Raw genomic sequence first — 12,506 nt, forward strand, 5'->3', positions numbered from 1 at the left:
CCAAAGAACTGTCGCACACCCTGGAAATTCTCAAAGCAACTCAAGCTGAATTAGTAATAGAAAATGCGCTGCTACGGAGTGCAGAAGCACCGCCTAGTTTTGATTACCAAGTAGGCGGAAGTTTGCCCATCGATGCACCAACTTATGTAGTGAGATCCGCCGATAGACACCTATACAAAGCCTTGAAACTCGGACAGCTTTGTTACATATTAAATAGCCGACAGATGGGTAAATCCAGCTTGCGCGTCCAAATTATGAAAAAGCTGCAAGTAGAAGGATTTGTTTGTACGGCGATCGATATTTCGGTAATAGGCAATTTCCAGATAACTTTAGAGCAGTGGTATGCAGGCTTTGCTTACCTCTTAGTTAGCGGTTTTAATTTGTTAGATAAAGTCAATATTCGGACTTGGTGGCGGGAACGGGAATTATTATCTCCCGTGCAGCGGTTGTCAGAATTTATCAACGAAGTATTGTTAACTGTTATTACTGAAAAAATAATTATTTTTATCGATGAGATTGATAGCGTACTGGATCTTCAGTTTGATAGCAGTGCATTTTTTAGCATCATCCGCACTTGTTATAACAAACGTGCTGACAGTTCCGATTATCAACGTTTGAATTTTGTTCTGTTAGGCGTAGCCACTCCTTCCCAATTAATTCTAGATAAAAACCGTACTCCTTTTAATGTCGGTCAAGCGATTCAACTCAAGGGTTTTCAAGTACATGAAGCGCAACCTTTACTGCAAGGATTGACCAAACGAGTTAGCAATCCCCAAACGTTACTTAAAGAAGTAATAAGTTGGACGGGAGGACAGCCTTTTCTCACCCAAAAAGTCTGCAAACTGATTTGCAGTTCTGAGTCTCCCATTCCGACTAATGATGAAGCAGCTTATGTGGAAGAATTAGTGCGCTCGCATATTATCGAAAATTGGGAATCCCTTGACCAACCAGAACATTTGCGGACGATACGCGATCGGATTTTGAACGATAAACAGCGTGCAGTTGAATTACTAAACCTTTACCGCCAAATTTTACATCAAGGACAAGTTTTAGCTGTTGATAGTCCAGAAGAAACGGAATTGCTGATGTCGGGTTTAGTAGTTAAGCAAGGGGATTATCTTCAAGTTAATAACCGCATTTATGAGTTGGTTTTTGACGATCGTTGGATAGAAAAATACCTTTCGCACCCTCAACTGTTTCCGTGATAGGGGTAAATCTAGCGAGAGCTAGATTTACCCCTAATAGCTGAATTACCCTCATAAATTCTTGATTCTTGATTCTAGATTCAACAAAGTTGACATCAAGCTTTCTTCGGAATCAATCTCCTCCCAATTGACAGGCATCACCTTGAACAACTCCAGGGCAGCTTGCACCCAAACTTCCTTGGGGATTTTTGACCCATGTCGCCGCTTCCCTTTTTTGAGCAATTCATTTAGCCAATCGTTCAACTCGTAAGGCAAACGCAGATTCACCGCTTCCCTGTCAGTTTTTTCCAAGAATCTAGATTCTTGATTCTTTATTATTGACTCTTGATTATTTAATCTAGACTCTTGATTATCTGAAGTTTCCGGTAGCTCTTTATCTGTTTGAGTCTTACTAAAAATTCCCTGTGCCAAAGGGTTGTCACCCAAAACCGAGCGCGACTTATTCTTACTCACTGCCACTTGTACACCTCATCTATTAACTGACGATAAGCTTTTGCTCCCACCCCATTTGAGTCGTACTCAAAGATAGATTGTTTGTGAGAAGGAGCCTCCCGTAACTTCACTGTTTCTGGAATCACCGCTTGAAACATCTTGTCGCCAAAGTGGGTTTTCAGACTTCCCAATACTTCTTTACTCAGATTATTCCGACCGTCAAAGCGAGTGGCTAATACCCCAGCAATGCGAATCGGGTGGTCTAGATGTTCTCTAATTAAAGTCAAAGTTCGCTCAATTCCCTGGATGCCCAACAATCCCAAGTAACTCATGTCCACCGGGATAATCACTGCAAAAGAAGCCATGAGTGCATTCACCGCAAACACACCCACGTTGGGCGGACAATCAATCAGGATGAAGTCATACCGATCGATATGAGGAGTTAGTGCTTTTTTGAGTAGCACTTCTCGACCTGGCATTCCCGATATGGGAATTTCTTCTTCAGCTAACAGGATGTTAGAAGGTACGACATCAACGCCACTGGCAGTCTTCACCACCACTTGTTCCATCCCGACTCGGCGCTGCAAGACATCTTTTAGTTGGGTAGTTAGCTGCCAGATGTCTATCCCCAATGCTGCTGACGAGTTACCTTGGGGGTCAATGTCTACTAGCAACACCCGCTGCTTTTTGAACCTAACCAGACCTGCTGCTAAGTTGTAGACTGTGGTGGATTTGCCAACGCCGCCTTTCATGTTGAACACTGCTAGGCAACGGGGTACTGTTTTTGCCAAGGAGCCTCTCTCCTCTAAAAATATTAAATAATCTAGAATCAATAATCTTTATTCGAGAGTATTGATTCAATAATCTGTATTCTATACTCTTTAGTCAGACAAAGGATGGAAGAGGTTTCCGCGCTTCTGCCAAACTCTTAATGCCGGATCTCTTCGCTTGCTCCAACTTTTAAAATAATCCTCTCCTTTTTCCACTGCCGACTGAATCTCAGAAGGCATCACACCAAGTCTGGTTGATAATTGCTCTTCTGTTTGAGGCAGTAGTTTAACAGGTGTTCTGGGGAACGGATAGGTTTGAGATTTACCGACTCTTCGCTGCTTAATTGATGCTACTTCCGACTCCAAAACCATCAGGCGGTGCTTGATGCGAGCCATGTCCGCTTCCAAAGATGCGACTGTATCATCTTTGTCCGAAGTGTCACTCCACTGTGCGGTTAGCTGACATAACAAGCGAAACTGAAGCGGTGTTGGCGGTTGATTGACGCGCTCTACACGCACCTCTACTTCCCTGGGATTTCTCAGTAGAAGTGCCAAAATTTCACTATTCAAATATGGCGGACAATACCCGACGATGTAACGATCTTCTGTGTTAAGAGTCAATGCTGGAGAATCAATTGTATTTTGAAATTCCTGGGCTAACCATAACTTTTCCCCAGGTGAAAAGCGATTAATTCTCTCAATTGCACCTGTTGGTAGATGCCTCAGTCCGCGAGCGAAAAAATGAATCTGAAATCGTCCTGCTTCATCTGGTTCTGGCTCTGGAAAAACTGTAAGTGTATCTGTTTCTCTTTGCCCACCACTACGAGCTAATATGGCAATTGGATCGTTTTCATATTGGGGAAGATTCAACCATTGAATAAAACTTGAGTAATCAGGACGACTTCGTGGCATCAACCGATTAGAGAATACAGAAAATAAGTGAGTTGATGTATAGACTTCATCTAAACGTGGAAACGATGACAAAGGTTGAAAACCACATTTCTCTTGAGCCTCTTTCGCCCCTTGAGTGTAAACAAATTGATAGTTTACTCCATCAAATGTTAACCGAACAATGGGAAACCAGGAACGACTATTTGGGTCAAGCCAAGCTAAAAATAGTGTTTTCAAGGTAGTGAATCCCTTAAGCTAAGTAATTTTTGTTGGTTAAATTCCCAAATTTTTTGGGCAAATAAAGCTGCAATAGACGAGATGCTTTTTGTCAGGAATTTGATGAAAAATTGCTAGTATATTTGTTTGAGAAATGCTTATCTGTCGGGACAACCATATCTGGGCAGCTTCATGTTTTTGGTGACTTCCTTTTTTTTTGTCATCGCTGTTTTACCCTGAATCAATCAAAAGGAATCTGCAACAACTGTACTGCTTTACGTTTAGCCACCTCTTCCCTTTTATCGTATTTAGAAGTTGTCGCCGGGTCAGCGTGTCCAGCTAAACGACTCACAGTTAAAACATCCGCACCAGCTTCTAATAAATTACTGATAAAAGTCCGGCGAAAATCGTGGGGAGAAAAGTTGGCTACCTTGGCTTGCACACCTCTTTTCTGGAGAATTACCATCACCGCCTGGTCGGTCATCTGTCGCATCTCAATACGATCTCCCCGGCGAATTGGATTGATGAGTGCCCCTGGTGTACTTCCTCTTAATTCCAACCACGAAAAAACCAGTCGTGATGCGCCATCTGGTAAATACACCGTCCGAGATTTTTTCCCCTTACCATGACGCACTTGCAAAGAACCAGTAGCGGGGTCAAAGTCTGCCACATCCAAAGCCACCACCTCCGAACGACGTAACCCAGTCCCGCTCAAAATCGCCAGCAACGCCGCATCGCGAGCGCCCAACAGCGAAGGGTCATCCCGACACACTTTCAGGAGTGCCGCAATCTCGCTGTTTTTCAGTGCCCGTCCCCGACTGGGCGATTCACCCCGCACGCTAGGAAGATCTACCGCTGCGGCATAGTCGTCCGCACTCATCAAACCCAAGCGCCGCGCTTCCTTTAGCACCCGCCGCAAGGCACAGAGCATTCGGTTAGCGGTAGCGGGGGCATATTTTTCCATTAATACTGCCCGGATCGCTGCCGTATGTTGGTAACGCAAAGCCGCCCAGTTTAAGGTTAAGGCATCGCATTGGTCATCGGTTAGTAGACGAGCGATCGCATTGAGTGCCTTTCCCATTGTGCGCCGCGAACCTGCTGTCAGACTCGACAGATAGACAGCGGCGGGTTGCCTTGTCAGTGGCGTGGGGGTAGCGAGTATCAGAGAGCTCACGGTTAAATCAAGGTCAGTCATCCTGAGCGGAGATGGTTTGGTAAAGGTGCTGTCTGCCTTTTTGAGAGAAGTAGAAAAAGGCTATTCCTTTGGGCGAGTGGCACTGAGCTTACTCGATCGGTTGAATGTGCGGAAATTTAAGTGCCTAACTTTACTTTGGGTTAGCGGTTTGCTTCAGCATCGTCAAGAAGCACTGAGGGCAACAATCCCGACGGCGAAAGAGGGCTATCTGGCGGGAATGGAAACAGGTGATTTCCTTTATGCTGGCTACAATCTGAGTAATTATTTTTATGGTTATTTATTCGCTGGAGTTTATCTGGACGATTGGGAACCAGAAATAGAAAATTACTGTATTGTCTTAGCGAGTGTAAAGCAAGATTCTTCTCGAAATTATCTGAAAGCAAAACAGCAGGTGGTGCAGAATTTGAGGGAAACTGTCGCGCGACCGGATTTAATAATCGGTAGTGCCTACGATGAAAGGGAGATGATTCCCAAGCACCATCAGAATAATGAGCTTCCCGCGCTCGCTTTTGTTTATGTCTACAAGCTGATGCTTGCCTATTTCTTTGGCAAGCACGCGATCGCTCTAGACTACATTGCCGAAGCTAACCACTATTTGATGGCAGTGGCAGGAATGATTTATACTCCGGTTTTCCATTTCTATGCCGGGTTAACCTACTTGGCGCTGTTCTCTACGCAGTCAGAAATTGAGCAAGCTAATACTCTCGCTCTGGTAGAAACGCATCAAAACACTGTAGCTGGATGGGCGCACCATGCCCCCATGAATCACCAACATAAAGTTGATTTACTAGAAGCAGAAAAATGCCGAGTTTTAGGCAAGAATTATGAAGCAGGAGATTGGTACGATCGCGCCATTGCCGGAGCCAAAGAAAACCAATATATCCAAGAAGAAGCCTTAGCCAACGAACTCGCAGCTAAATTTTATCTAACTTGGGGCAAAGAAAAAGTAGCTGCCAGTTATATGCAAGAAGCCTACTACTGCTATGCGAAATGGGGAGCTAAAGCCAAAGTAATCGATCTAGAAAAACACTATCCGCAACTCCTTGCGCCTATCCTGCAACAACCTCGCACTGCCGATTCTTGGAAAGAAATGATGGCTCGAGGAACCATTACTTCTAACAAAACCTCTAGCAGCAGCTCTGAAGCACTGGATTTGGCAACTCTATTTAAAGCCTCTCAAGCTATTTCTGGAGAAATTGAACTTGATAAACTCTTAACTACTCTCCTAAAAATAGTCATTGCCAATGCCGGAGCTTCTAAGTGTGTATTACTACTCAAGCAAGATATTGAATTCAAAGTAGTAGCCCTAGTAGAAGAAGGGAAATCTCCCCAAATATTATCATCGAATCCCCCAGAATCAAGCTCTTATTTCCCGATTAGTTGGGTGAATACTGTCAAGCGTACTTTGAAACCTCTGGTACTTTCGGATGCCAAAATAAATTCTCAGTTTGCAGCTGATAGTTACCTGCAAAAGCACCGACCAAAAAGTGTTCTTTGTAGCCCAATTTTGAATCAAGGGCAGTTGCTTGGAGTTTTATATTTGGAAAATGATTTGACAGCGGGAGCGTTTACGAGCGAGCGCATTGAAATCCTCAATATAATTTGCTCTCAAGCAGCTATTTCCTTGGAAAATGCCCGCCTTTACCAAGCGGCACAACAAGCTTTAACCGATCTTAAACAAGCACAACTTCAAATCGTTCAAAGCGAAAAAATGTCAGCTTTGGGTAACTTAGTTGCCGGAGTCGCTCACGAAATTAATAACCCGGTTGGCTTCTTAAATGGCAATATTACTCCCGCATTAGACTACATTAACGATTTGTTTGACTTACTCGATCTAATACAGGAAAAATATCCTGAATTAGACCCAAAAGTTCAAGAGGAAATCGAAACTATTGAACTTGACTACATCCGGGAAGATTTACCGAAATTACTCAGTTCAATGCAAGAAGGAATCAAGCGAATTCAAGACATTAGCACTAGTCTGAGAACCTTCTCCCGTGCGGATAGCGATCGCCCTGTTGCCTGCAATATTCACGACGGTATTAATAGCACCCTTATGATTCTTAAACATCGCCTTAAAGCTAGCGAAAATCGCCCGGAAATCAAAGTTATTAAGGATTACGGCAATTTTCCCCAAATCGAATGTTATGCCGGACAATTGAATCAGGTGTTTATGAATATTTTGAGTAATGCAATTGATGCACTGGAAGAATCGAATCAAGGACGTAGTTATCAGGAAATTAACAATCAAATTATTATCAAAACTGAATTATCTAGCAACGAAGAACAGGCAATAATTCGGATAAAAGATAATGGTATTGGCATGAGTGAAGCGGTACAGGAGAAAATTTTTGAGTATTCATTTACAACTAAAGGAGTCGGCAAAGGAACTGGATTGGGATTGGCGATCGCCCGAAAAATTATGGTAGAAAAACATGGGGGTAGCATCAGCGTTAATTCAGAGATTGGTGTGGGGACAGAATTTGCGATCTCCCTACCAATAATATAATAAAATTTTTGGTTTAGTATCTTCAGAAGATGAGAGCATTAGCGATTGATAAGCTTACTTCAATACTGGAGTTTAGACATCGCACTAAAAGTGCGATGTCTAAACTCCAGTTGTAACGATCGAAACATTCAAGAAACTCCAAACCGGACAGGTAGCCCTGCCCGGTTTTCTGTTTTTTTACCCTACTAGGAGAGAAAAATGAACTGAGCCAATCACCCATTAATTTTTAGACGTTGACTTAAAAACATTCACGTCTGTCTCTTAAATCTGAATTTCACCCCTAATTATTCCCATTGGGGTGATAGATTTTGCTGCAAAATTTTCAATAAAGTCGAGAATTAAATGCCTAAGAATCACAAGAATCGCTGCCGTAACCCACATGAAAAAAAACCAATTCGGCCTGGATTAAAATCTATGAGAGGTCAGCCTGAAATATATGACGAACTTAAAAAACCTGCCTCATTTGCCATTACGCCAACAGCTAAAGCTGGATTAGCAAAACTAAGTGCCGCTAGAAATATTTCGGCTAGCGAATTAATTGAACAAATTGGCAGAGGAATTATTAGTTTAAGTGACGCTGATTCGATAAATTATCAAACTTCGCTCTGGCAGGAATCTAACGCTAATAAGTCTGAAGCCCCTAAATAATAGCTATTTTGATGAATTGGCTGTTTTTCGATTCGTAAAATTAGATTTTCGATTGTTAATAAACAAGAGAACAAGCATGATTAGGATTTATTTAAGACCAGTTTTTTATTGGTATGACTCCAAATATTTATTAAAAATGGGAGGTCGCAAAAGGCTAAAGTCCTTTTATGAAGAGGATTATAGCTTTTTAGTATCAAATGCTGTTTAGCATTTGCCTTCATGCTCAACACAAATGCTTTCAGGTATTTTATAATAAATAAAGAACAAAGAAGTGAAGTCTCGAACTAACCGATACATCTTTATTTAGCTCTTAAATAATATCTGTTTGAGCATCTTCTTTCACCGCAATTTTTACCTCGGAATTTATTATGAAACAAAAAATCACTGTATTTGATGTTTATGAACTTTACGTGGTCTACATCAACTCAATCAAAAGTCCTAAAAGCGCTCAGAATATTATCAATCAACTTCGGTCGGTTCTCCTCCGAGTTTGGCTGACAGAAATGGGATACCAAAGAATAAGTCAGAACCCCCAAATGACCAAGGAAGATGTCCAATCTGCACTCTCATATCTCAAGCAATTGGAAGTGGATACTCTGCTTAATGGTCGGCAAACTTTACAGCAAGCTTTTGCTAAATTGAATGTTTCAAAATCCAGCCAAAGTAACTACGGAAGTGTATTTGAAAAATTCCTTATTTGGTTTGAACAACAGGATTGGGGGCTGGGATGTTTATCACGTTCAGCTAAGGTAAAAGATGAGTGCAGTCCTATCTGGAAAACTCATCACGGGGGAATTTTAAATACTCCATTGATGGACAGACCTGGTGGAGTTTTGAAATATGGGCTAACGTACAAAGAAATTTCTTCATCACTTCAGAGGGAACTTGACAACCTTTATCACTATTTAACTGATTCTGAGTATCCTGGAAGAGTTATAGAAAGGGTGGGAGAAACTACTGCTAAATGCTATATTCAGGAAGTTCGTTTAGTTTTAGGATGGTATTATCGATACTATCGCCCATCTATCTCGCATCAGAACTTAGTTTGGATTTATTGTTTCCGAGGCTGACTCTTGAACAGATGGAAAATTTAACTAAACAAGAGGAAAGTAAATTTTGGAAACAAGAAAAACAAAAGTTAGAAGTTTGGTTGTGCGGTTACTTGAAATTTTTGCGGGAAGTTGTTAAGGCTCAAAGTCCTAAAACCAGAAGACAAAAGCTAAATACATTTCTGGAATTGGCTAAATTTCAGTGCTTGGATTTAGTAGAGGAGGAGCAAGATTATCCTCATCTTCCTATCTTCAAGTTAGTGAGAAATTATCTGAGAGCAGCCTATCAGGAAGCAGATGAGTGGATCAAAGATAAGCGTTATGTAGCGGATCAGAGCAAGAAATGGCCTGACCCTCCTGAAGGGGAAACCGCACTGTCTTATATACAGCGTGAGGTTGTCGAAAGGCAACGTCTTGAATGCCGTTTCCGAGACAATCGCGGTCGAATCCGCACTAGCATTATTATTGCTAGAGAACATCAGCAGTACTTACAATGGTACGTACTGGCCTTTATGCCTGCTCGTCGGCAAGAAGAGTTTCGCAACTTGAAAGTGGCTCTGTGTTGCCCAATTCAACGCCCTGATTTTGTAAAAGCCGACGGGCTATACCATCCCCTACCACCTCTTGAAGTACGGGAAAAGGAGTGGGACGGAACATTGAAGGATAATTATCTTCATTTTTGTTACTTTCATGAGCAAAGACATTACCCGCAAGGGGTTTGGGTTCTAGACATCCAGAAGTACAAAACCCGCAAAACTCATGGCCCTCAATCGATCGTCATTCCTAACCGCCAGTTCGCTGATGGTAGTTGTCTTTATGACTATTTGCAACGCTACTTGTATGGCTGGTGGGTGGAGGTTGGCTACAATAATCAATTTTCTGACTGGTGGCAGCCTGAATTAAAGGGGCGGCGTGGTAAGTGGATTACTAAAGGTCGTGCCGATTTTGATCCCCATGATGCCTGCTATCTTCCGACTCGGAAAAAGTCTGTACAATGGTCTTGGGGGTATCTTTTTTTACAACCATTTATTGGTACTCCCTACGGTGATGTTGCTTTTGCTAATGCCTTTGAAAGGTCTGCCCATCGTTTAATTGGCAAGCGTACTACGCCTCATACCATGCGTCATATATGGGCTACGTGGGCCTTTCAGGTTGGCCTTAACGATGCACAATTGCGGTCTTTGGCCTACGCAATGGGGCATTCGGTGGAGACTCTCAGGGCTTCCTATGAACACAGTACGCCGCAACAAAAGCGACGATTCATTGAGGAAACGATCGATCAATTGTTGTTCCCTAATTTGCCATCTCAGGAGTCAATCAAGGAATCAGTTCCTCATGATGAACCTAAGTCTGATTTAGATTCTTTGATTCAATCACTCGATAAGTTAACGCCTGATGAACGTCAGCGTTTGATACAAGCATTGCAAAACCCATCTTAATTGGGTCAATCTTCTAAAATTATCTACCCCCATTACCTTTACGGTAATAGGGGTTTATTCTTTTTCTGGCAACCGAGAGCGCGAGCGTGAAGAGCCTTAGTTTACCCAGCTTTTACTCACTAAACGAAGCAAGGGTGTCGAGCGGATACCAATTCAGATCGAGTAATTGCTCAAGTGTGTAAGGACATTCATCGGGAAACTCAACAGAGTACCCAGTTTTTTTGTTTACAAAAAGCAGTGCATCATTGTAGATAGAGTTTAAATTCTCTTGCAAATAGTTTCGTAAATTAGTTGTTAATCTTCGTTTGAGTTGAATTCGGAAACTTACGATTTCTGCCTCCCAACCGTTTTGGTTACGTTCTCTTTCACTTGTCCAGTATTGAAGTAATAGTAAATGTCTGATAATCTGCTCTAAAAGACTGACTACAGCATTTCTTTTCTCACTGCCCAAGTCTTCTAACTCCTCAATTAAGTTTTCTAAATCTAAAGCATTAAACTGACGATTTTTTAGTAATTCAATGGTTGACTCCAACCATTCATAATCATCAGTTTCGTAGAGGGTTTTTAAATCGATAACGCTCATCTGTTGAAACTTTTTACAGTGGGTAATTTTGCACTAACCTGCTTAACCTTTTCTCTGACAGCTTTGGTGATTAGCGATCGCAGATTAACTGGCAACTCGTTCTTTAACAGCTTTTGTAATTACCTCTCTAAGAAACTCATTCCGATCGGGGAACTGGCGCAAAATTCCATCAATATCCTTTGGCAATCGCACAGCACATGGTTTCTCAGCCAGTTCTCCATCTGGGGTGATGACCTTCTTAAACTGTTTAGCTTTCAATTTCTCATTCTGAACCGGATTAGGGTTAGGCATAATTCGCTTAATTCGCTTGTTTACTGTGAATCATATTCAATTGATATCATAACAGACCTGATTACCGCTCGTCTGATTACGTCTCATACCACTGTTTACAAGTGATATATCATTTTTGCTTATCTGATTCACTTGTTTACAGCGAATAATCTAATATAAATTCAGGTTCAAAACAATCATTTCACTGTAAACAAGCGATATACTTTATATGTGGTTGCTCAAACCATACAAAAAGTTAGGGCGTTCGACAGCCTGAGAAACTTCCGAACGCCCTACATCCCCAAAATTAATTTAGGAGTAACCACGATGCTAACAGTATTCGCAACCGAACTAAACTCAACCCAATCTGAACTCGAAACCCTACTTGCCAAAGTCGAAGCACTGCGGGGTCATGCAAAAACCTTAAAAGCTAATCAGGCTAAGGTTTCTAAGTTTATCGATAACTGCAAAAACTTGTTAACTGAACTGCCTGAATTGGCGATCGCAGAACAGGGTTGCGGGGCTTCCATATTTTAAGTAAAAACGAAAATTGGTAAATTTAAGTATTTATTACTATAAGTCAGTAGCAGGAAACCCCAGGTTTATTAAGGTTTATCAAGGATTTTTTGGTCAAAGGCTTGCGTTTTTTTCCTTGGTTTTCCTTACACCCAGTAAATGTCATTGGAGGAAAATAGTAGGGATGTAGTAGGGTTTATGCTGTTTTTGGCTATCTTTTTACCACATTTTTCCCTACCATTTCCCTTCACTTGATTGCCCTTATTTCCCCTCTTCCACACGGAGCAAGCAGTGGCGGTATCCGTATTTCTGCGTTGGTAGTATAATCAGTTGCCGCCATCGCTTGTTGGGGAGGTATCCCCCAAACCCCCACGCTTGTAACGCAAGTATTTGGTTTTGGTGCTTTTAACCAAACAAGTTAACTTTATTTACCCATATTGGCTACCAAAGAAACTTGGATTCGATGTGGGGTGTAGATTCAAGCTACACCCTAAAACATTTTTAGCTTTGAAAAACTCATCAGCGTCGCACGCGATGAGTAATGCCTAATTCATCCAAAATACTGTTTAATCTCTCCCTTAAAGTTTGACCAGATTCATCTAATTGGTCAGTTGCTCTACGCGTCCTCCGGCATCATGGGGTAAAATGTAGTTAACACTACATTTTACCCGAAAAGGACGATGGATTTTCATCTAGATACCTTATTAAACTTACCAAACGTTACAGTTTTCACTGCTTATGAAAAAGAAGGATTCTTCATTTTAAAATTAGAGTTGTTAAACG

General features: G+C 41.7%; 11 protein-coding genes and 1 pseudogene. 6 read left to right on the forward strand and 6 right to left on the reverse strand.

Annotated features, from left to right (window positions below):
* A partial coding sequence (locus IQ264_RS27905) for an AAA-like domain-containing protein (RefSeq protein WP_193985101.1) occupies nt 1–1,205 on the forward strand: 1,205 nt, incomplete at its 5' end.
* Nucleotides 1,206–1,256: 51 nt separating this feature from the next.
* Here IQ264_RS27905 and IQ264_RS27910 read toward each other — a convergent pair.
* The 4 genes from IQ264_RS27910 to IQ264_RS27925 form a co-directional block, all read right to left on the reverse strand.
* On the reverse strand, nt 1,257–1,664 hold the full coding sequence (locus tag IQ264_RS27910) for a hypothetical protein (RefSeq protein ID WP_193985103.1): 408 nt from the start codon (nt 1,662–1,664) through the stop codon (nt 1,257–1,259).
* Nucleotides 1,655–2,428, reverse strand: coding sequence for a ParA family protein (locus IQ264_RS27915; protein WP_228061876.1), 774 nt, complete (start codon nt 2,426–2,428; stop codon nt 1,655–1,657). The genes IQ264_RS27910 and IQ264_RS27915 overlap by 10 nt, the downstream gene beginning before the upstream one ends.
* Nucleotides 2,429–2,518: 90 nt before the next feature.
* Nucleotides 2,519–3,535 (reverse strand): hypothetical protein, encoded by a 1,017-nt coding sequence (locus tag IQ264_RS27920; RefSeq protein WP_228061877.1) that lies wholly within the window; start codon nt 3,533–3,535, stop codon nt 2,519–2,521.
* Nucleotides 3,536–3,755: 220 nt separating this feature from the next.
* Nucleotides 3,756–4,709, reverse strand: a complete 954-nt coding sequence (locus IQ264_RS27925; protein WP_193985105.1) for a tyrosine-type recombinase/integrase — start codon at nt 4,707–4,709, stop codon at nt 3,756–3,758.
* A 25-nt stretch (nt 4,710–4,734) separates the two neighbouring features.
* Here IQ264_RS27925 and IQ264_RS27930 point away from each other — a divergent pair.
* The 4 genes and pseudogenes from IQ264_RS27930 to IQ264_RS27945 form a co-directional block, all read left to right on the forward strand.
* Nucleotides 4,735–7,218, forward strand: a pseudogene (locus IQ264_RS27930) (ATP-binding protein); the annotation flags it as partial.
* A gap of 414 nt (nt 7,219–7,632) precedes the next feature.
* On the forward strand, nt 7,633–7,866 hold the full coding sequence (locus IQ264_RS27935; protein ID WP_193985109.1) for a hypothetical protein: 234 nt from the start codon (nt 7,633–7,635) through the stop codon (nt 7,864–7,866).
* Nucleotides 7,867–8,234: 368 nt separating this feature from the next.
* Nucleotides 8,235–8,936, forward strand: a complete 702-nt coding sequence (locus IQ264_RS27940) for a hypothetical protein (RefSeq protein ID WP_193985111.1) — start codon at nt 8,235–8,237, stop codon at nt 8,934–8,936.
* A gap of 11 nt (nt 8,937–8,947) precedes the next feature.
* Nucleotides 8,948–10,354: a site-specific integrase gene (locus IQ264_RS27945; protein WP_193985113.1), complete on the forward strand. Its 1,407-nt coding sequence runs from the start codon at nt 8,948–8,950 to the stop codon at nt 10,352–10,354.
* A 112-nt stretch (nt 10,355–10,466) separates the two neighbouring features.
* On the opposite strand, the gene IQ264_RS27950 is transcribed toward IQ264_RS27945, so the two are convergent.
* Both IQ264_RS27950 and IQ264_RS27955 read right to left on the reverse strand, forming a co-directional pair.
* Complete coding sequence (locus tag IQ264_RS27950; RefSeq protein WP_193985115.1) at nt 10,467–10,937, reverse strand: DUF29 domain-containing protein; 471 nt, start codon at nt 10,935–10,937, stop codon at nt 10,467–10,469.
* Nucleotides 10,938–11,021: 84 nt separating this feature from the next.
* Nucleotides 11,022–11,228, reverse strand: a complete 207-nt coding sequence (locus tag IQ264_RS27955) for a hypothetical protein (RefSeq protein ID WP_193985117.1) — start codon at nt 11,226–11,228, stop codon at nt 11,022–11,024.
* Between the two features lie 306 nt (nt 11,229–11,534).
* On the opposite strand from IQ264_RS27955, the gene IQ264_RS27960 reads away from it, so the two are divergent.
* Complete coding sequence (locus IQ264_RS27960; protein ID WP_193985119.1) at nt 11,535–11,744, forward strand: hypothetical protein; 210 nt, start codon at nt 11,535–11,537, stop codon at nt 11,742–11,744.
* Nucleotides 11,745–12,506 lie beyond the last annotated feature (762 nt).

It is taken from the genome of [Phormidium] sp. LEGE 05292 (assembly GCF_015207735.1).
GTDB lineage: Bacteria > Cyanobacteriota > Cyanobacteriia > Cyanobacteriales > Aerosakkonemataceae > Floridanema.